We start from the raw sequence: 19,761 nt of genomic DNA, 5'->3' as shown, positions 1-19,761 counted from the left end.
GTACTTGAGATTAATCGCAAGTAGTTGATACTCTGGCCGGGATGGGTGAAAATCACACCGCCACGAACGTCGGCTCGGCGACGCTGACCGACGCCGGGTCCGGCGGCGTCGACGTCGCCGCGTTGCCGGATGGCTTTGTGCCGCTGCGGATCAAGCGTGTAGTGCCCGAAACCCGCGACGCCGTGTCGATCGTTCTCGACGTCCCGCCGGGAAGCGCCGAACGGTTCGGCTACCAAGCCGGGCAGTTCCTGACGCTGCTTGTCACCGTCGATGGGCGCGAGCACCGGCGGTGCTACTCGATGTCGTCTTCTCCCGCTGTGGGCGAGGACCTGCAGATCACCGTCAAACGCGACCGCGACGGCGTGGTGTCGAACTGGCTCAACGACACGGCCTCGCCCGGCGACCTGCTGCCCGCCCTGCCGCCGCAGGGCCGCTTCGTGTTGCACAGCGGTGATCGAGAGCTGATCGCCTTCGCCGGCGGAAGCGGCATCACGCCGGTGTTCTCGCTGCTGCGTACCGCGCTGATGGACGGCAAGCGCAGGGCGCGACTGTTCTACGCCAACCGGAGCCGTGACTCGGTGATCTTCGACGACGCGTTGGCGTCGCTGAACAGGCGGCACGCCGACCGCTTCGTCCTGCGCCATCATCTCGACGACGACGGCGGCTTCGTCACCCCGGCGGAGATCGAGGCGTTCGTCCAGGACGCCGGAGACGCCGACGTCTACATCTGCGGGCCGAACGAATTCATGGAGACCGTGCGAACCGCCCTGTCGGTGGCGGGCGTGCCGGCCGATCGTCTGCACGTGGAGCATTTCGACGTGGACGACATCGCCGCGGCGGCACCTCCGGGCATCGAAGTGGTGACCGGCGAGGTCACCATCGTGCTGGACGGAGTCACGACCACGGCGTCCTACGATTCGGGCAACACACTGCTGCAGACGGCCCGAATGGCCGGGCTGCGGGCACCGTCCTCGTGTGAGATCGGTTCGTGCGGAACGTGTATGGCCCGCCTCACCGAAGGCAGCGCCCGGATGATCAACAACGACGCGCTCGAGCCGGATGAGGTCGAGGAGGGCTGGGTGCTGACGTGTCAAGCCCTGCCCACCAGCCCCACGGTGCGGGTGGTCTATGAGTGAGGGAAATGGCGGAGCGGAGTCGATGACCAGGGTGGCGGTGGTGACCGGAGGCGCCTCGGGGATGGGTGAGGCGACCTGTCATGAATTGGGCCGGCGCGGACTCAACGTCGCGGTCCTCGACGTCAATGAACATGCCGCACAACGTGTCACCGACGACCTGCGCGCCGGCGGTGTGACGGCGCTGGGGGTGGGCGCCGATGTCACCGACCGGCCCGCTATGGAGCAGGCCTTCGCGAAGGTGCGCGGCGAGCTGGGCCCGGTGACGGTCTTGGTGACCAGCGCCGGAATGTTCGACTTTTCACCCTTTTTGGACATCACCGCCGAAACCTGGTCCCGGGTCATCGACGTCAATCTCACCGGCACCTTTCACTGCTGCCAGGTCGCGCTGCCGGACATGGTGGAGGCGAACTGGGGCAGGATCGTGATGATCTCGTCCTCGAGCGCCCAGCGCGGCTCGCCGTTCGCCGCCCATTACGCGGCGTCCAAGGGTGGGGTGATCACCCTGACCAAGTCGCTGGCCCGCGAATACGCGCCACACGGGATCACGGTGAACAACATTCCGCCCTCGGGCATCGAGACGCCGATGCAGCACCAGGGCCAGGCCGCCGGGTTCCTGCCGTCCAACGAGCAGATCGCCAGCAACATCCCGTTGGGCTACCTCGGCACCGGGGCCGACATCGCCGCGGCCGTCGGGTTTTTATGTTCGGAGGAAGCCAGATACATCACCGGCCAGGTGTTGGGCGTCAACGGCGGAGCGGTGATGTGATTGTGAGGATTCGATGACCAGAGCTGGCAGGCCGCCGGAGGGCTCCTGGACCGAGCACTATCCCGAATTGGGCACCGGGCCCGTTTCTTTCAAGGACTCGACGTGTCGGGAGTTCTATGAACTCGAGCGCGAGGCGATCTTCAAACGCGCCTGGCTGAACGTCGCCCGGGTGGAGGAGCTTCCGCGCGTCGGCAGCTACCTGACCAAGGAGATTGAAGTCGTCGGCGTCTCGGTGATCCTGGCGAAAGGCAAGGACGAGCAGATCCGCGCGTTCTACAACGTGTGCCGCCACCGCGGAAACAAGCTGGTGTGGAACGACTTTCCCGGCGAGGAGACGCGCGGGACGTGCCGGCAGTTCACCTGCAAATACCACGGTTGGCGCTACGACCTGCAGGGCGCCTTGACATTCGTCCAGCAGGAATCCGAGTTCTTCGACCTCGATCGCGCGCAGTACGGGTTGCGCCCGGTGCACTGTGACGTCTGGAGCGGCTTCGTGTTCATCAACTTCGACCCCGAACCGCGGCAGAGCCTGCGCGAGTTCCTCGGTCCGATGATCACCGGCCTCGACGATTATCCGTTCGGCAAGCTGACCGAACGCTACGAGTGGGTCGCCCATAACAACAGCAACTGGAAGATCTTCGCCGACGCCTTCCAGGAGTACTACCACGTGCCGTCGCTGCACTCACAGCAAGTGCCCGCCGAGGTGCGCGACCCCAACGCCGGATTCACTTGCGGGCACTTTCAACTCGACGGCCCGCACCGGTTGGTCTCCACGGCCGGACGGCGCCGCTGGCTGCTGCCACCGGAGTACATGTATCCGATCGAGCGGGCGACCCGCAGCGGGTTGGTGGGTCCGTGGCGAACCCCCGACATCGGTGAACTGCCGGCCGGCGTCAACCCCGGCGGTATCGAGCCTTGGGGCATCAGCAATTTCCAGATCTTCCCTAACACCGAGATCCTGATCTACGGCGGGTGGTATCTGCTGTACCGGTACTGGCCCACCTCGCACAACACGCACCGGTTCGAGGCATCCACCTACTTCCATCCGGCGCGCACCGTGCGCGAGCGTATCGAACACGAGGTCGCCTCGGTGGTGCTGAAAGAGTTTGCGCTGCAGGATGCCGGGATGCTCGGCGGAACGCAGGCGGCACTGGAATACGGCATCGTCGACGAGTTCCCCCTCAACGATCAGGAGATCCTGGTGCGCCATCTGCACAAAGTCGCCGTCGACTGGGTCGAAGCCTACCGGCGCGAACGGGATTCGGTGCGGGTGTGACCATGCATCCCATGCTGCCGAGTGCGTTCGCCGAGCTGGAGGACTACGCCCAAACCTGGTGCTTGGCAACCGAAACCGAACGCTGGAACGCCCGGGTGAACGCGTCGATGCCGCAGCTGCGGGAATTCTACGACGCGTTCTTTCCCCGCCTCGAAGAGGCGATCGACTACTGCGACAAGTTTCCCCTCGACAACGTGCCCGACGACGCGCTCAACCTGCTGCACATGATCTATTCACTGATCATGGTGGCCATGGCGGTGGAGATCATGCATCAACCCGCCCCGGTCGACGCCGCCGACGCGGTCATGATCCGCACCGGCGGGCCGGTGCCCTGACCGCCACGCCCACAGGACGAGCCATACATCCCCCTCCCCGAAAGGAGCGACATGAGTCTGCTCACCATCACCAAACTCACCGAGTCCGTCGGCGCCGAAGTCGCGGGCCTGACACCGGCCGCGCTGGCAGGCGACGACTCGGTCGGTGACGCGGTGCTGGAGGCCTTGGAGGACAACGGAGTCCTGGTCTTCCGTGATCTGCAACTCGACCCCGCCGCCCAGGTCGACTTCTGCCGTCGTCTCGGCGAGATCGACCACTCCTCCGACGGCCACCACCCGGTGGCCGGCATCTATCCGATCACCCTGGACAAGTCCAAGAACGCCTCGGCCGCCTACCTGAAGGCCACGTTCGACTGGCACATCGACGGCTGCACACCGCTGGGCGACGAATGTCCGCAGAAGGCCACCGTGCTGTCGGCGGTTCAGGTCGCCGAATGGGGCGGCGAAACCGAGTTCGCCAATTCCTATGCCGCCTACGACGCCCTGACCGACGACGAGAAGCAGCGGTTCGGCGGCCTGCGCGTGGTGCACTCGCTGGAGGCTTCCCAGCGCCGTGTCTACCCCGACCCGTCGCCGGAACAGGTGCAGCGCTGGCGATCCCGGCGCACCCACGAACACCCGCTGGTGTGGACACACCGCAGCGGCCGCAAGTCGCTGGTGCTGGGTGCCTCCGCGGATTACGTCGTCGGCATGGATCTCGATGAGGGACGCGCCCTGCTGGACGAACTTCTCGAACGCGCAACCGTGCCCGACAAGGTGTATAGCCACAGCTGGTCGATCGGCGACACGGTCGTCTGGGACAACCGCGGGGTGCTGCACCGCGCGGCACCGTATGACCCGGACTCACAACGCGAAATGCTGCGCACCACCGTGCTCGGCGACGAACCGATCCAGTAATGGCCACGGCCGACCACCATCCGCTGCGCCTGACACCGTTGCCCGCCGACGAGTGGGACGAGAGCGCCCGCGCGGCGCTGGCCTCCCTGATCCCGACCGCGCGAGCGAATCCCGTTGGCGCGGGCAATGTTCTGTCGACCATGGTCCGTCACCCCGAGCTCACCGCGGCCTACCTGCCGTTCAATGCCTACCTGCTCACTCGATCGACCCTGTCGCCCCGGGTGCGCGAGGTCGCACTGCTGCGGGTGGTACACCGCAGCAACTGCGGCTATCTGTGGTCGCACCACATCCCGATCGCTCTGCGCGCCGGCCTGACCGAATCCGAGATCGACGACATCCGCTCCGGCCGGTGCGCCGACCGGACCGACCAGGCTGTGATCCGGGCCGTCGACGATCTCACCGGTGACTGCACGATCAGCCAACCAACCTGGGATCTATTGGGCGAGTTGTTCAGTCAGCAACAATGCATGGACCTGACGTTCACGATCGGTGGCTACCTCTTGCTGGCGTTGGCCGTCAACTCCTTTGGCGTCCAGGAAGAGCACTAGTCAGCGGTGCCCGTGGCGTCGGGACAATGCTGAGCTTCTCAGCGACCTCTCAGTGCCGCCGCCCTAGGCTGGGATTCCGGGTCCGGGAGGTCGATGATGAAGGTCGCATCCGTCATCGCCCGCCAGCTGCTGGACTGTAAGGCCCGGCCCCTGCTCGAGGTTGAGATCAGGACGGACACCGGCCATGTCGGCCGCGGCGCGTCACCCACCGGGACCTCGGTGGGTTCGCATGAGGCGTTCGTGCTGCGGGACGGGGATCGGACCCACTACAACGGGCTGGGTGTGCAGCGCGCCATCGCCGCGGTGACCGACGAGATCGCCGCTGCCCTCGTCGGCGCCGAACTCGACGATCCGCGGTCGCTGGACCGGCTCATGATCGACCTCGACGGCACGCCGGACAAACACCGCCTCGGCGGCAACGCGATCTACTCCACGTCGGTCGCGCTGCTGCGGGCGGCCGCGGCCGCGGCCGGCATGCCCACCTACGCGTACGTCGGTGCGCTGCTCGGGCTCGAACCACCGGCCACCGTCCCGGTGCCGAGCTTCAACATGATCAACGGCGGTCACTACGGCGACGTCTGGCAGACGTTCAGCGAGTTCCTGGTCGTGCCGTATCGCGCGGACTCGATCGAATCCGCCGTCGAGAAGGGCGTGGGCGTGTTCGAGACGCTCGGCGAGGTGCTGACCGAACGGCTCGGCCGCGCACCGATGCTGGCGTCGTCGTACGGGTACATCGCGCCCTCCAGCGACCCGCGCGCTGTCCTCGAAGTGCTGGCCGAGGCCGTCGAGCGCGCCGGCTGCGCCGACGTCATGGCGTTCGCCCTGGACTGCGCGTCGAGCGAGGTATACGACAGCGGCTCGGCGACATACGCTTTCAACGGCCAGCGGGTGACCGCGGAGGCGTTGATCGACTATGCCCGGGGACTGTCGCAGGAGTTTCCGATGCTGTTCATCGAGGATCTGCTCGACGGGGATGATTGGGCCGGGTTCGCCAAAGCGGTGCAGACGGTGCACCGTTCGATCATCTTGGGAGACGACCTGATCGTCACCAACCGCGCCCGCCTGCAGCGGGCGGTCCAGACGTCCGCGGTGGACGGGTTCGTCCTGAAACCCAATCAGGTCGGTACCATCGCCGAAGCCCTGGACTGCTTCGAATACGCCACGCAGAACGCCGTTTTGGCGATCCCGTCGGGCCGCTCGGGCGGCGTCATCGATGACGTGGTGATGGATCTGGCGGTGGGCCTGGGTGCGCCCTTCCAGAAGAACGGCGCACCGCGGTCGGGGGAGCGCATCGCGAAGCTCAACTTTCTCTTGCGCGCGGCCGAAGGCATCCCGGATTGTGCGTTGGCCGACGTGGCGGCGTTGGCGCGGTTTTGAGCGCGTTTCGGGTCAGCGGCCGGCGAACAACGTGAGCTCCGCCGCCAACGCGATGCCGCACACCGCCGTCACGATGGCAAGCGCTATCCAGTCGGCTCGTTTCGGGCGCGACGGGGCGGCCGAGATCTGGCCGGTGCCGCCACGGGCGGTGATCGCATCGCCCATCTCGTCGGCGCGCCGCAGTGTCACCGTGATGACCGCGACGACCACGTCGATCACGTCGACCGCCGGCCGCCGCAGCCGCGCCCAGCGGGTTCGCGGCGGCCGTTTGGGCCGCAACCGGCGAGCGGCGAAGAGCACCCGGAATTCATCGATGAGCATCGGGAAGGTGCGCAGCGCGAGGGCCAGTGCGACCGACCAGTCATCGACGGGGATCCGCAGCGGTCGCAGGAAGCGACCCAACGTAGCCACCGCCGGGGCGATCTGGGCGACATTGGTCGTCCACGACACCAGCGCGCTCAAGGCGAGCAACACCACCGAGAGCACGGTAAGGCGCAGAAAGTCCAGCAGGCCACCCACGCCCAGCGACACCGTGCCCAGCTGGATCCGGGGGCTCCCGCCGGCGAAGGCCGCGTTGACACCGGCGAGCACCAGCACGATCCACAGCCAGCGCGGCGCCGACGGCAGCACGCCGCGGGGGATGCGTGCGAGCCGGATTCCCGTCACCGCAAGCGCGGCCGTGAGTCCGATCGCCACCCAGCCCGGGAAGAACGTCAGTAGCAACGAAATGCCAAACACCACAAGAAGTTTGGTTCCCGCCCACAGCTCGTGTATGGGAGAGCTGCCGGGTACCGGCCGCAGCAGCACGACGGGGCGCCGGCGGGCGGCCGCCGGTTTCGCCGGGGCGGCAGCCACCGCATCGTCTCGTACCGCCGGTGCCGGCTGCAGGGAACCGTCTTGCAGGTGCAGGGTGCGCGGGCACAGCTCCTGAAGCCCGGCGAAGTCATGCGAGATGACCACCACGGTCAGGCCGGTGTCACGGCGCCGCTCGGCGAGCAACTGGACGAGGCCGCGCTGGCTGGCGGCGTCCAACCCCGCCAGCGGCTCGTCGAGGATCAACACCCGTGGCGATCGCGCCAGCAGCCCGGCCAGCACCACCCGCCGCATCTGGCCGCCGCTGAGCTGGTCGATGCGTCGCTTCGCCAGCCCGGCATCCAGGCCGACAGCGCCCAGCGCCGCGGTCACCCGGGCCTGGTCGGTGGGCGAAAATCCGGCCGCCGAGGCCACTTCCAGATCCACCCGGCTGCGCATCAACTGCAGCCGGGCCGCCTGGAATTGCAGCGCGACCGCGCCGACCTGCTCAGCGGTCGGGCGCCCGTCGAGCAGGCAGGCGCCGCTGGCCGGCTCCGTCAATCCGGCCATGATCCACGCCAATGTCGATTTCCCGGAACCGTTTCCACCGTGGATCAACAGTCCGTCGCCCTCGTACACCGCAAAGCTGACATCGCGCAGCGCCGTCTGGGCCCACGGGGTGCCGCCGGCGTACGTGTGTCCGACGTGCACGAGTTCGAGCACCGGCGCGCCTGAGCCGAGGCCGGTGGTCACCGTCGGTGCCGGGGCGGTCGCGCTCTGCACCAGATCGGCGTCGACCGAGGCGTCGCCGAGGTTGATTGTGCGGTCGGCGTATTCGGCCTCGTCGTTGTAGTGGGTGATGTGCACCAGCGCCGTCTGGTGGCGTACGGTCAGGCCGGACAGCACGGCGAGCAGTTGCTCCCGGCCCTGCCGGTCGACCATGCTGGTGATCTCGTCGGCGATCAGCAGCGCCGGCTCGCGCGCCAGCGCCGCGGCCACGGCCAGGCGCTGCAGTTCGCCGCCGGACAGGCTGCCGGTGTCGCGGTCGGCCAGTCCGGCCAGGCCGACTTCGCCGAGCAGCCGGGGAATGTCGGTGGTCTTGCCGGGCGGCAGCCCCCAGACCACGTCGTCGGCGACCCGCGTGCCCAGCACCTGGCTCTCCGGATGCTGCATGACGACCGCGGTGCCGCCGAGTTCGCCCAGCCCCACCGCCCCGGGACGCTCGACGGTGCCCGATGTCGGTTCGCGGCCGGCCAGGATCAACATCAGCGTGGTTTTGCCCGATCCGTTGGCGCCGGTGACCGCGATGTGTTCGCCCGTTCGCACGTCCAGGCTGACCGCACGCAGCGCGTCGTGGTCGGCGTGCGGGTAGCGCAGGCGCACCCGGTCCAGTCGCACCGGGACCGGCCGGACCGGGCCGGTGCCGGCGGGCGCGTCCAGCTTGTGCACATCGGGCACCCCGCGTAGGCGCCCCAGCACCCGCGACAACGCCCACCAACCGACCAGCGAGGCGCCCACGATGACGAAGACGGCGTAGCCGAGCGTGACCCACTGCCAGTACTGCAACGCCTCGGCGAAGAACGCCTTGAACTGCTGCGCCGCCCCGCGCAGCTGCGACACCCGCGACACGACCGTCGAGGCCCCGTCCACGGTGGCGCTGGCGGCGCGAAAGGCGAGCTCCCGGAACCGGGTCAGGACGGTCAGCGCGACGACCATCCCGGCGCCGAGAACGACGCCCGCGCCGACGGACACCGCGATGACGGTGGGAGTGCCACGGCGATGCCGTTTGACACTTCCGGCCAGCCCCCCGACATAGGCGCACAGGGCGATCGCACTCACACCGCTCAGGCCGACGACCAGGAAGCCGATCACACCGGCGGCGACCGTCGCCGTGATCAGGACGCGGATCCGGTAGCGATACGCCAGTAGCCCGGTCGGCACGCTGCCAAGCAGGCCCAGCCCCCCGCCATGCGGCAGGACCACGGCGATGATCGCGATCGCCGCGCACAGCGCGCCCATCACCGATGCCTGCGCCAGCTCGCCGGGTCGTAGCGATCCGGCACGAGTTTTGGGCAGCACAGCGCCGGGCGCTTTCACGACACGATTATGCCCGTCGTGGGCGACGCGCCTGGTGTCTCTCTTATTGCCGCGTCGCGGGCAGCGGGCGGGTACGCACCAGCGTGGGCCACCAGAACCACGGCCCGAGGATGCGCAGGATGCACGGCACCACGAACGAACGCACGATCAAGGTGTCGAGCAGCAGGCCGATGCACACCGTGGAACCCACCTGACCAATCGTTCGCAGATCGCTCGTCAGCATCGCCAGCATGGTGAATGCGAACACCAAACCCGCCGATGTCACCACACCACCGGTGCTGCCGAGCGCCCGGATGAGACCGGTGTGAATGCCGCCGTGCAACTCCTCTTTGACCCGGTTGATCAACAGCAGGTTGTAGTCCGACCCGACGGCCACCAGGATGATGAACGTCAGCGGCAGGATCAGCCAGTGCAGGGGCAGGCCGATGAGATGCTGCCAGAAGAGGATGGAAAGCCCGAACGCGCCGGCGTAGGAGAAGGCCACGGTCGCGGGAATGACGAAGGCGGCCACCAGACTTCGCGTGATGAACATCATGATCAGGAAGATCAGCACGAAAGCGGCAATGGCCGCGATCAGCAGGTCCGACATCGCGTATTCCTTGATGTCCTTGTCGTTGGACCCCGAACCACCGATGTAGACCCGCGCGCCGGCCAGCGAGGTCTCCTTCAAGATGGTCTTGATCGCATCGGGGAACTGTTCGACGTGCTCCACCCCTTCGGGGCCCATCGCGTCGCCCTCGTGCGTGACGATGAACCGGGCCGCCTTGCCGTCCGGTGACATCATCAGCTTGATGCCGGTCTTGACGTCTTCGTTGTCGAAGCCCTCGTGCGGTATGTAGAAGTAGTCGTCGCTTCGGGACTTGTCGAAGTCGTTGCCCACGTTGATCGAATCGTCGAAGGTCTGCTCGGTCTGGATGGACTGCAGATCCGCCGACCCGTAACTGTTGACCAGCTTCGACTGCAGCGCCTCGGTGTCGTCGGCGGTGGCCTTCAGCTGAGCGATGATCTGCGGGAAAGCCTTATCCACCTCCACGAGGGAGATTCTGGCGTTCTTGATGTCTTCGGCGAGGTGGTCGATGTGGTCGAGTGCGTCGAACAGCGACCTGAACGACCAGCAGATAGGGATGTCGAAACAGTGTTTCTCCCAATAGAAGTAGCTCTTGATCGGGCGGAAGAAATCGTCGACGTTCGAGATCTCTTCGTTCATCTCGTCGCTGATTCGCTCCAGGTCCTCGACTGTGAGCACCGTCTGATGGAGTTCGTCGGAGACCTTCTGAAAGAAGCCGATCTCCTTGCGCAAGACCGAGACCGAGTGCGCCTGGATTTCGGCCTGCGCGTCGGTGTTGGAGTTCTGCTCCCTGTTGAACGGAAGTTGCTGACCGTTGCCGCTGCCCTGGGTGGTGAACAGGTAGGGGATGCTGGCGTGCTCCAGCGCTCGGCCCAGAGGCCTGGTCATCCCTTGCACCATCGCCACGCCATGCAGACGGATCAGGGCCTTGGCCACCCTGTCTAGCGAGATGAAGTCCGCCGAGTTGCGCATGTCGTGGTCGGTTTCGACCATCAGCATCTCGGAGAACAGCTTGCTCTTGGGAAAGTGCCGATCGGCGGCCTGGAACCCGAGATTCGCGGGCGCACTGCGCGGTTGGTACTGCCGATCGTCGTAGTTCTGCCGGTAGCTCGGCACGAAGATCGCGCCGAGCATGACGACGGCGGAACTTGCCACCAGGATCGGCACCGGCCAGCGCACCACGCTCGCGCCGATGCGCCGATACAGCCGCCCGTGCACGTTGGTCCTCGGGTCGAACATCCCGAACAGGCTGCCGACGGTCAAGACCGCGGGTCCCAGCGACATCGCTGCCGCAATGGTGAACAGCATGGTGATCGCTACGGCCGGCCCCATGGTGTGGAAATAATTCAGCCGCGCGAACGTCAGGCAGTAGCACGCGCCGGCAATGGTCAGCCCGGAGCCGATGACGATGGGTGCGACCCCCTTGTAGGCGATGTAGAAACTGTCCTCGCGGCTTTCGCCGGCTTGGCGCGCCTCGTGATAGCGGCCCATCAAGAAGATGCCGTAATCGGTTCCCGCGCCGAGGGTCAGGGCGATCACAATGTTCACGGCGAACGACGACAGCTCGATGTATCCGAGATGCCCGAGGGTCGAGATGAGGCCCTTGGCGACGAGCATTTCGATGAGAACGCCGAGCAGCGGCACCAGCAGGGTTGGCGGGCTGCGATACACGATCAGCAGCAGGACGACGATGAGGATGATCGTGACGATCGTGACGTTGTTAAGGCTGGCGTTGGCGATGCTGAGCGTGTCGGAGGCCAGCGGAGCCGCGCCGCTGACGTAAACCTTGAGGCCGGGTGGTGGCGTGTCTTTGTTGATGATTTCGCGGACGGCGTCCACGGACCGGTTCGCCTCGATCTGGCCGATATCGCCGGCGAGGCGAAGCAGCACATAGGTGCACTTGCCGTCGACGCTTTGCGCCCCGGCCGCGGTAAAAGGCTTGCCCCACAAGTCCATCACGTACTGGACGTGCTGGGTGTCGTGCTCGAGGCGTTTCATCAGGTCGTCGTAGTACCGGTGGTCCTGGTCGCCCAGCTTCCGGCCCGTCGCCTCGAACACCACCATGGTCAGGTTCGTCGAGTTGGACTCGTGGAATTTTTCGCCGATGTGCAGCAGCGCCCGCTGCGAGGGCGCGTAGTGCGGGACCATCGGTCCGGCGAGCTCTTCTGCGACCCGCTCCACTTGGGGCATAAAGGCGTTCGTGGAGACCGCGAGTAGGCCCCAGAAGAAGATGATCGGAATCGCAAGGGCGCGGACCATCCTGGGGATGAAGGGGCGTTTGACCCTGGGTTCCTCGAGGCGATGTTCGGTCATGCCGACTTCACCCTGCACTGGACGTCGGCGTCCTGATGGTCTGCCGATTGTTCGTCGCGAATGACACCGTCCACCAGCATCCGGCAACCCACCTGACCGCCATGCACATGCACCGAAATGCTGCCGGACGCCACCGTGAGCGTGGTGCTCTCCGTGTGGGACCAGGGCAGAGTGCTGATGTCAACCTCGTGCGGATGGCCGTCGATGTCGACATAGACGAGCTTTCCGCCTTGCCCGGCATCGCCGAACACCTCGTAGGTGATCCGCTTGAGATTGAACTCCTCGGGTGCCTGCGGACCGTTGACGGTGATGACCGGCTCCGGTTCGGAGAACTGGTGCACCTTGTACATGCAAAGCAGACCCACGCCGACCACGACGACCGCGACCAACGGCATCCAGATTCGCGAAAGGACGGTCCGGCCGCCTGAACGAGGGCTCATTCGATCACCTGGCGCGACCCGGTCCGGACATCGTGTTCGTGCCCCCCGCTCTCGCCCTCGCGCCGGTGAAATAGTAGACGCTCATGTGCTTAATTGACACACATCATGGTGCAAACACTCCGAACACCGCAACCCGGACACAGCCGCGACGGGCCGTCGGCCCATCCGCCCGCCGGTGACCGCGCCGGATGCCGGCTTTGTACTGCGTCAGGCCAGTTTCTTCAGCCGCCGCCGCAAGCGGGCGCTGCGACGAATCTGAATGGCCAGGTTCGTCGAGGTCAACATGGGGATCACGCCGAGGAACGTGCGCTCGGAGGGTGTCGCGCCGTGCAGGTGGTACAGGCTGCCGAAGACGAAAAAGCAACCCAACATGAACAAGGCGCCGGGGATGCACAGGGTCATCAACGAAGCGCGATCGGCGACGACCTGCTTCGCGTAGTGCAACTCGTCCTGCGACATCGGTTCGCCTTTGCGCACCTTGTGCAGAACCGTTTTGGCGCTCCCGACTTCTTCGCTGATCGGAGCGGTCGGTCGGCCCTCCAAAGAATTCACGTAGACGGCGGCGACGGCGGCCAACGTCACCGCCAGGCCAAGGGTAAGCAGCGTCAGCAGACCATATAAATGCGTACTCAATTCTCCAGTCCTTGCTCCGCCGTGGGACTACCGATGGCTCGCGGAGAACGCTACCCCAACGACTGGCCGCCGGCAGTCAGCGCTTTCCGGAGTCCCGGTGGTTGATTACATCCCGGACGATCAAGCCCACCAGGACGATCAGGGCGAGCGGCACCAGCAGCTTGAAGACGATCGACGCGTGGCTGTACAGCAAGCCGTAAGCGACCGCTCCGATCACCACCATGGCGAGCAGGATGGCGCGATTGATCTTGTCTGTACTCATTGAAGGAACCTAACTTCTCGACCTCTACGGTGTCGCGGGACATCAAAACCCGAAGTCACCGCCACCGCCGGAATCGGAGCCGCCGCCGAAGTCCGATCCGCCGCTGAAATCGGAGCCGCCGGAGTCCCAACCGCCCCCGGAGTCCCATCCGCCGCCAAAGCCGACGTCACCGCCGCCGGAGTCTTGGTAGCCGCCGCTGAACCCGACGTCCGCCGGGGGGCTGTCGTAACCGGTGTCCTGTCCGCCGTCATAGCTGTAGTTGTTGGCATCCGAAACGGCGGAGTCGCGGCCGGCCTCGAAGCCGCGTTCGTAGCTGCCGCCCCAGTGGTCGTCGAGCAGCGCATCCATCAGCAGCACGTCGCCCAGCGCCCATGTCCAGCCCGGACCCCAGAACGCGTACGGGTAATACCCGGGGTAGAAGAACATCCCGTTGTGGTAGCCACCGCCGTAGTAGTACGGGTAGCCGGGCTGCGCCGTGGTGCTGTAGTTGTTGTTGTTGATGGTCACCGACTCACCGGTGTCGGGGTTCTTGGTACGCACACTGGCCTGCTTGCGGTCATCGGCCGGCACCGAAGTCACCGCGGCAACGTCGGGCGCAGGCTGCCGAGGGTCGAGCTTGCGGTTGGCCTTGGCCACCGTGGCCTCCACCACCCGCAGATGCGCCCGCGCGGCGCCGTAATCGCCTTTCTCATAAGCTTTTCGGGCGTCGTACAAACTGGAGTTGGCTTTCAGCGACTCGGCGCTGACATCGGCGCTGCCGTCGGTCAGCACCGCATTGTCCAGGTCGCTGACGTTCGACGTCGCCGCGATCAGCTCCTGTTTGATCTCCTCCCGCGCCTCGGTGTCCTTGTGGTGCTTACGATTTCGGCGCACCGCGAACCAGAGCAGGCCGGCCATGGCAAGCGCGATGCCGGAAATGACCAGCGTCACCTTCAGCCAGGCCCAATCGTCGTGCTTTTCGTGCACCACCGGAGAGGTGGTCACCGGCCCGGGGGAGACCGCGTTGGCGCTCGCCAGCTTGCCGACGAAGGCGCTCGTCGCGCCGTACGGGTCGTTGCGGTGATCTTTCGCCGACTGATTCATGAATTGATCGACGTTGGCCGCAATGGCCCTGGGCACGTTGTAGGCGCGCACGTGATAGCCGCGAGAGTCGATGACCAGGATGACCCCGCTGAACTCGGCATTGCGGCTCAGCATGGCGGCGTGCACGGCGTCGGGCGTGGTCACGCCGCTCTGGGCGGGTGACACCGCGGCCACCCAGACCGGAGGTCCCGCGCTCCACGTCCACGAGCTGGTGAGGATCTGCTGGTTGAGCTTGTCGGGATTCTGCAGCGGCGGTCTGGCCCCCGGGTCGGCCACCACGTGCGTCTGGGCGTCGAACCTGCTCACCAGCTGGTCTGTGTAGCTGTCGGCCGATGCCGACGGGGCGAGCAGCAGCGCCAGCAGCATGCTCAGCGAAGCCAGGGCAAGGCCGCGGAAGCGTAACGTCACATCTCTCCTGCCGTCGTTGCGTCGATCGTTGCGGCGGGCCGCGAAGACGTCCACTTGCGACGTGACCCTCAGCGTGAGCGCCCACCCTAGCCCGTTTCAGGCGGGTCCGCCGCATGGGTGGGTGGCGTTGGCGGTTGGGGCGGTAACCGCTAGTGTTGTGAGTCGTTAATTCGCTTGCAGTAGTTGGCGATGGATTCGAGGATTTGATCGGCGGTCTTGGTCCAGACGTAGGGGCGCGGGTTGTCGTTCCAGGTGTCGATCCAGGCGCGGATGTCGGTGTTGAGTTGGCGCACCGAGGTGTGGGTGCCACGGCGCAGTTTTTTGGTGGTCAGTTCGGCGAACCAGCGCTCGACGAGGTTGAGCCAGCTTGAGCTGGTCGGGGTGAAGTGCAACACGAAGCGTGGGTGAGCGTTCAGCCAGCGTTTGACCTGCGGTGTTTTGTGCGTGGAGGCATTGTCCAAGACGACATGGCAGTCCAAGTCGGCAGGCACCGCGGTGTCGATCTTCTTGAGGAAGGCCAGAAATTCCTGGGCGCGGTGACGCGAGTGCAGGGCACCGATGACCTGGCCGGTGGCCAGATCCAGGGCGGCATACAAGCTCGAGGTGCCATGGCGGACGTAGTCGTGGCTGGCTCGCGCCGGCGTGCCGGGCAGCATCGGGAACACCGGTGCGGTGCGGTTGAGGGCCTGGATCTGGGTTTTCTCATCCACGCACAACACCACCGCCCGCTCGGGTGGGTTCAGATACAACCCGACGACGTCACGGACCTTCTGGACAAACAGCGGGTCTTTGGACAGCTTCCACGAATCCTGTTTGTGCGGAGCCAATCCGAACGCCCGCCACACCCGCGAGACCATCGACTGGCTCAAACCCAGATGCTCGGCCATCGACCGCGTCGACCAGTGCGTGGCATCGGGGGGCGTGGTCTCTAGCGTCGCGGTGATCAACGCTTCAATCCGCTCATCACCGACCACCCGGGGCCGGCCCGGGCGCGGCTCGTCGAGCAATCCCTCCAGGCGGTCAGCGGCAAAGCGATTACGCCACTTGGTCACCATTCCCCGCGTGATACCCAGATCGCGTGCTACCGCGGTATTACTCGAATCCCCTTCGCAGGCAAGCACAATCCGCGAGCGCAAGGCCAACGCCTGGGCGCTCTTGGGGCGGCGCGCCCATCCCTGCAACTGCTCACGTTCCTCATCGGTCAACACCACGGGCACAGCAATCGGACTCGGCACACCCCAAGTCTACCCAGTGATCGCGAATTAACGACTCGCGACACTAGATCTTGACCGTCAGTGGCCAGACGTTCCAGATCTCGTCGCAGTATTCGGTGATCGCCCGGTCCGACGAGAACTTGCCGCTGCGTGCGGTGTTGAGGATCGACATCTTGGTCCAGGATTCCCGGTCCTGCCAGGCGGCGCTGACCCGCTGCTGGCACTCCAGGTAGGACGCGTAGTCGGCGCACACCAGGAAGGGGTCGTCGTAGCGCAGGTTGTCCACCAGTGGCCGGAACACTTCGGTGTCCCCGCGCGAGAATGTCCCGCCGGCAATGAGATCCAGCACCGCGCGCAGCTCGTCATTGCCGTCGATGTAGTCGGCCGGACGATACCCGTTGGCCTTGACCGCCGCGACCTGCTCCTCGGTCAGGCCGAACAGGAAGAAGTTCTCCGGCCCGACCTCGTCGCGCATCTCGACATTCGCGCCATCGAGGGTGCCGACCGTCAGCGCGCCGTTGATCATGAACTTCATGTTGCCGGTGCCGGACGCTTCCTTGCCTGCGGTCGAGATCTGTTCGGAAAGATCGGCGGCCGGGTAGATCAGGTGGGCGTTCTGCACGTTGAAGTTCGGCACGAAGGCCATCTTGAGGAACCGGTTCACCTCCGGGTCGGCGTTCACGGTTTCTCCGACCGCGTTGATCAGCTTGATGATCCGTTTGGCCAGGAAATATCCGGGGGCGGCCTTGCCGCCAAAGATGAAGGCGCGCTGCGGAATCGACAGACCGGGATTCTGCTTGAGCCGGTGGTAGAGCGCGATGACGTGCAAGACGTTGAGGTGCTGGCGCTTGTATTCGTGGATGCGCTTGACCTGGACGTCGAACATCCAGTCCGGGTTCAGTTCGACACCGGTCACCGAGTGGATGTACCTGGCCAGCCGCGACTTGTTGTTGCGCTTGATGTCGCGCCACTCGCGCCGGAAGGCGGCGTCGTCCACGAACGGCTCGAGCCCGCGCAGCCGGTCCAGATCGGTCAACCAGCCGTCACCGACGGTGCGGTCCAGCAGCTCGCGCAGCCCGGGGTTGGCCAGCGCGAGGAAGCGCCGCGGTGTCACCCCGTTTGTCTTGTTGCTGAACCGCTCCGGCCACATCTCGTAAAAGTCTTTGAGGACACTGTTTTTCAGCAGCTCGGAATGAAGGGCGGCGACGCCGTTGACGGCGTGACTGCCGACGGTGGCCAGGTGCGCCATCCGGACGTTCTTGCCGCCGTTCTCGCCGATCAACGACATCCGGGCGACCCGGTCCTCGTCGCCGGGGAAACGGCCGCGCACATCGTCCAGGAACCGGCGATTGATCTCGTAGATGATCTCGAGGTGGCGTGGCAGCGACTCAGCGAACATCTCCAGCGGCCAGGTCTCCAGCGCCTCGGGCAGCAGGGTGTGGTTGGTGTAGCCGAATGTCGCGACGGTGATCTGCCATGCCTCGTCCCAGTCCAGCTCGCGCTCGTCGACCAGCAGCCGCATCAGCTCGGCGACCCCGATCGAAGGATGAGTGTCGTTGAGCTGCAAGGCAAAGCGCTGAGGAAGTTCCTTGACGGACACGTCGGCGAGATCGTCCATGATGTGCAGCACGTGCTGCAGCGAGCAGGACACGAAGAAGTACTGCTGCAGCAGTCGCAGCCGCTTGCCGGCCTCCGGCTCGTCATTGGGATACAGCACCTTGGTGACGGTCTCGGACGTGACCTCGTCCTCGACCGCCTTGTAGTAGTCGCCGGTGTTGAAGGCCTCCAACGCAAACGATTTGACGGCGCGCGCGCTCCACAGCGTCAGCACGTTGCAGGTGTTGACGCCGTAGCCCTGGATGGGGGTGTCATAGGCGGTGCCCTTCAGCAGCCGTCCGGGCACCCAGCGGACGCGGTCGTGGCCGGTGTCATCCGTGTAATGCTCGGCGCAACCGCCCCACTTGACCAGGAAGCTGACGTCGGGTTTTGCGATCTCCCAAGGGTTTCCGTTGTCCAGCCAGTTGTCGGTCTGCTCGACCTGCCAGCCGTCGTGAATTTCCTGATCGAAGATGCCGAACTCGTAGCGGATGCCGTAGCCGATCGCCGGGCGCTCCAGTGTGGCCAGCGAGTCCAGGTAACACGCGGCGAGCCTGCCGAGGCCGCCGTTGCCCAGGCCGGGTTCCTCCTCGCAGGCCAGGACCGTGTCGAGGTTTTGGCCCATCGCCGCAAGCGCCTCGCGCGCGGCCCGCTCCATCTGAAGATTCAACAGATTGTTGCCCAGCTGCGGGCCCATCAGGAATTCGGCCGACAGATAGCAGGTCACCTTGCGGCCCAGGTCGAGCGAGGTCTGCGTCGAGGCGACCCGACGGTCTTGCATGCGGTCCCGCACCGCCAACGCGAGCGCGCGGTAGTAGTGCTCGGGCCGCCGCGCCGCCGCCGGGCGCCCGATCGAGTAGCGCAGGTGGTCGTTGATCGCCCGCTGCAGCGCGGCCGCGCTCATCCCGGTGCGCGAGTGCTCGATCAAGTCGGCCCGGGTGGGGTTGCCGGGGGGAAGTCCGTCGGAGGGCGTCTGATCGACATCGGTCATGGTGGGTCCTACTCGCTAAGGGGTGGCGGGCAGCACCGCCCCGGGCCGCTGCGACGCCCGGCGGCGACAGACCGTCAGTCTTGCAGCGATGTTTGCACATCAGACGCGCAACAGAGGTCCGAAACGTGAACGCGAGCCCACGGGTCGGCGACGGAACGGCGGCGCGGACTGTGGTCAGTGCGCGCCGGTCAGATTCAGCGTGACCACCCCCGCGATGATCAGCCCGACGCCGACGACTTTCGTCACCGATATGGGTGACCCCAAAAACAGCACGGCGATCAGCACGATGAGGGCGGTGCCGATCGCCGACCACAACGCGTAGGCCACGTCGGTCTGCATACCGCGCGAAATCGACACCGCCAGCAGCGCGAAGGAGACGGCATAACCGATCAGGCACGCCACCGTCGGCCACAGCCGGGTGAAGCCTTCGGTGCTTTTCAGCAGGCTGGTCGCTATCACCTCCGCGAAAATGGCGCCGAGGAGAAAGAGAAAGGTCAAAACGCCTCCTTGCATACCTGGGTACACGTACGTATTTACCTGAAGGATTACGCCGTCTCGCCTGGGCGGCGACCGTAACGTGTCCATCGTGAGGAATGGTCTCGACGCCCGGCTGGCCCGTTACACCCCGGCCGTGCTGAGCGTGTTTCGGTGCGTCTACGGCCTGCTGTTCGCCGCGTACGGGTCCAGGAGCCTCTTCAATTGGCCCGTCCCCTCGCCCGTCGTGGTCGAGTTCGGATCCTGGCCCGGCTGGTACGCCGGGCTGATCGAAATCGTCGCGGGCCTGCTCATCGCCGCCGGGTTGTTCACCCGCGGCGCCGCGTTCGTCGCCTCGGGGGAGATGGCGGTCGCCTACTTCTCGGTTCATCAGCCCAAGGCGCTCTGGCCCGTCGCCGATCCGCCCGCAGGCAACGGTGGGGCATTGGCAATCCTGTTCTGCTTCGCGTTTTTTCTGCTGGTCTTCTCCGGCGGCGGCGCCTACTCCCTCGATGCGCTACGCCGAACGGCGGCTCGCTGAGGCTTTCCCTCATC

General features: G+C 65.8%; 17 protein-coding genes. 8 read left to right on the top strand and 9 right to left on the bottom strand.

Going from position 1 to position 19,761, the window contains the following annotated elements; translation table 11 throughout:
• Positions 1-41 precede the first annotated feature (41 nt).
• The 7 genes from ACIUM1_RS07420 to ACIUM1_RS07390 all read left to right on the top strand — a co-directional run bounded on the left by ACIUM1_RS07420 (position 42) and on the right by ACIUM1_RS07390 (position 6,335).
• On the top strand, positions 42-1,136 hold the full coding sequence (locus ACIUM1_RS07420) for a 2Fe-2S iron-sulfur cluster-binding protein (protein ID WP_406816564.1): 1,095 nt from the start codon (positions 42-44) through the stop codon (positions 1,134-1,136).
• A 22-nt stretch (positions 1,137-1,158) separates the two neighbouring features.
• Entirely contained in the window at positions 1,159-1,902 is a 744-nt protein-coding gene (locus ACIUM1_RS07415) for an SDR family NAD(P)-dependent oxidoreductase (RefSeq protein WP_406817581.1), read from the top strand.
• A gap of 13 nt (positions 1,903-1,915) precedes the next feature.
• Entirely contained in the window at positions 1,916-3,178 is a 1,263-nt protein-coding gene (locus ACIUM1_RS07410) for an aromatic ring-hydroxylating dioxygenase subunit alpha (RefSeq protein WP_406816563.1), read from the top strand.
• Positions 3,175-3,513, top strand: coding sequence for a hypothetical protein (locus ACIUM1_RS07405; protein ID WP_406816562.1), 339 nt, complete (start codon positions 3,175-3,177; stop codon positions 3,511-3,513). Before ACIUM1_RS07410 ends, ACIUM1_RS07405 begins: the two co-directional genes overlap by 4 nt.
• Positions 3,514-3,564: 51 nt before the next feature.
• Positions 3,565-4,410, top strand: a complete 846-nt coding sequence (locus ACIUM1_RS07400; protein WP_406816561.1) for a TauD/TfdA dioxygenase family protein — start codon at positions 3,565-3,567, stop codon at positions 4,408-4,410.
• Positions 4,410-4,958 (top strand): carboxymuconolactone decarboxylase family protein, encoded by a 549-nt coding sequence (locus ACIUM1_RS07395; protein WP_406816560.1) that lies wholly within the window; start codon positions 4,410-4,412, stop codon positions 4,956-4,958. The genes ACIUM1_RS07400 and ACIUM1_RS07395 overlap by 1 nt, the downstream gene beginning before the upstream one ends.
• Before the next feature lie 93 nt (positions 4,959-5,051).
• Complete coding sequence (locus tag ACIUM1_RS07390; protein ID WP_406816559.1) at positions 5,052-6,335, top strand: enolase C-terminal domain-like protein; 1,284 nt, start codon at positions 5,052-5,054, stop codon at positions 6,333-6,335.
• A 12-nt stretch (positions 6,336-6,347) separates the two neighbouring features.
• Here the strand turns inward: ACIUM1_RS07390 and ACIUM1_RS07385 are convergent, their stop codons facing one another.
• The 9 genes from ACIUM1_RS07385 to ACIUM1_RS07345 form a co-directional block, all read right to left on the bottom strand.
• A complete protein-coding gene (locus tag ACIUM1_RS07385; protein WP_406816558.1) occupies positions 6,348-9,224 on the bottom strand; it encodes an ATP-binding cassette domain-containing protein in 2,877 nt (958 codons plus the stop codon).
• A gap of 43 nt (positions 9,225-9,267) precedes the next feature.
• A complete protein-coding gene (locus ACIUM1_RS07380) occupies positions 9,268-12,105 on the bottom strand; it encodes an RND family transporter (RefSeq protein ID WP_406816557.1) in 2,838 nt (945 codons plus the stop codon).
• Positions 12,102-12,545, bottom strand: coding sequence for an MmpS family transport accessory protein (locus tag ACIUM1_RS07375; RefSeq protein ID WP_406816556.1), 444 nt, complete (start codon positions 12,543-12,545; stop codon positions 12,102-12,104). Before ACIUM1_RS07375 ends, ACIUM1_RS07380 begins: the two co-directional genes overlap by 4 nt.
• A gap of 207 nt (positions 12,546-12,752) precedes the next feature.
• Positions 12,753-13,178 (bottom strand): hypothetical protein, encoded by a 426-nt coding sequence (locus ACIUM1_RS07370; RefSeq protein WP_406816555.1) that lies wholly within the window; start codon positions 13,176-13,178, stop codon positions 12,753-12,755.
• Positions 13,179-13,254: 76 nt separating this feature from the next.
• Positions 13,255-13,440 (bottom strand): hypothetical protein, encoded by a 186-nt coding sequence (locus ACIUM1_RS07365; RefSeq protein ID WP_406816554.1) that lies wholly within the window; start codon positions 13,438-13,440, stop codon positions 13,255-13,257.
• Between the two features lie 42 nt (positions 13,441-13,482).
• Positions 13,483-14,931 carry a hypothetical protein gene (locus tag ACIUM1_RS07360; protein WP_406817580.1) on the bottom strand — a complete coding sequence of 483 codons (1,449 nt, stop codon included), beginning with the start codon at positions 14,929-14,931 and terminating at the stop codon, positions 13,483-13,485.
• Positions 14,932-15,080: 149 nt separating this feature from the next.
• Positions 15,081-16,166 (bottom strand): IS630 family transposase, encoded by a 1,086-nt coding sequence (locus ACIUM1_RS07355; RefSeq protein ID WP_406816264.1) that lies wholly within the window; start codon positions 16,164-16,166, stop codon positions 15,081-15,083.
• A gap of 43 nt (positions 16,167-16,209) precedes the next feature.
• Positions 16,210-18,645 carry a glycogen/starch/alpha-glucan phosphorylase gene (locus ACIUM1_RS07350; RefSeq protein WP_406817579.1) on the bottom strand — a complete coding sequence of 812 codons (2,436 nt, stop codon included), beginning with the start codon at positions 18,643-18,645 and terminating at the stop codon, positions 16,210-16,212.
• Between the two features lie 261 nt (positions 18,646-18,906).
• Entirely contained in the window at positions 18,907-19,230 is a 324-nt protein-coding gene (locus ACIUM1_RS07345) for a DMT family transporter (RefSeq protein ID WP_406816553.1), read from the bottom strand.
• 88 nt (positions 19,231-19,318) lie between these two features.
• Here ACIUM1_RS07345 and ACIUM1_RS07340 point away from each other — a divergent pair, with 88 nt between their 5' ends.
• Positions 19,319-19,747, top strand: coding sequence for a DoxX family protein (locus ACIUM1_RS07340; RefSeq protein ID WP_406816552.1), 429 nt, complete (start codon positions 19,319-19,321; stop codon positions 19,745-19,747).
• Positions 19,748-19,761: the final 14 nt, after the last annotated feature.

Origin of the sequence: Mycobacterium sp. M23085 (assembly GCF_045343915.1) — a bacterium.
Lineage (GTDB): Bacteria > Actinomycetota > Actinomycetes > Mycobacteriales > Mycobacteriaceae > Mycobacterium.
The sequence above is the reverse complement of the archived record's forward strand: the minus strand, read 5'-3'. Positions and strand labels throughout refer to the sequence as shown.

Bases quoted from the DNA above. Each gene is read 5' to 3' on its own strand.
- ACIUM1_RS07410 (WP_406816563.1), top strand. From the start codon at position 1,916: ATGACCAGAGCTGGCAGGCCGCCGGAGGGCTCCTGGACCGAGCACTAT.
- ACIUM1_RS07365 (WP_406816554.1), bottom strand. From the start codon at position 13,440: ATGAGTACAGACAAGATCAATCGCGCCATCCTGCTCGCCATGGTGGTG.
- ACIUM1_RS07420 (WP_406816564.1), top strand. From the start codon at position 42: ATGGGTGAAAATCACACCGCCACGAACGTCGGCTCGGCGACGCTGACC.
- ACIUM1_RS07375 (WP_406816556.1), bottom strand. From the start codon at position 12,545: ATGAGCCCTCGTTCAGGCGGCCGGACCGTCCTTTCGCGAATCTGGATG.
- ACIUM1_RS07380 (WP_406816557.1), bottom strand. From the start codon at position 12,105: ATGACCGAACATCGCCTCGAGGAACCCAGGGTCAAACGCCCCTTCATC.
- ACIUM1_RS07415 (WP_406817581.1), top strand. From the start codon at position 1,159: ATGACCAGGGTGGCGGTGGTGACCGGAGGCGCCTCGGGGATGGGTGAG.
- ACIUM1_RS07400 (WP_406816561.1), top strand. From the start codon at position 3,565: ATGAGTCTGCTCACCATCACCAAACTCACCGAGTCCGTCGGCGCCGAA.
- ACIUM1_RS07350 (WP_406817579.1), bottom strand. From the start codon at position 18,645: ATGAGCGCGGCCGCGCTGCAGCGGGCGATCAACGACCACCTGCGCTAC.
- ACIUM1_RS07390 (WP_406816559.1), top strand. From the start codon at position 5,052: ATGATGAAGGTCGCATCCGTCATCGCCCGCCAGCTGCTGGACTGTAAG.
- ACIUM1_RS07395 (WP_406816560.1), top strand. From the start codon at position 4,410: ATGGCCACGGCCGACCACCATCCGCTGCGCCTGACACCGTTGCCCGCC.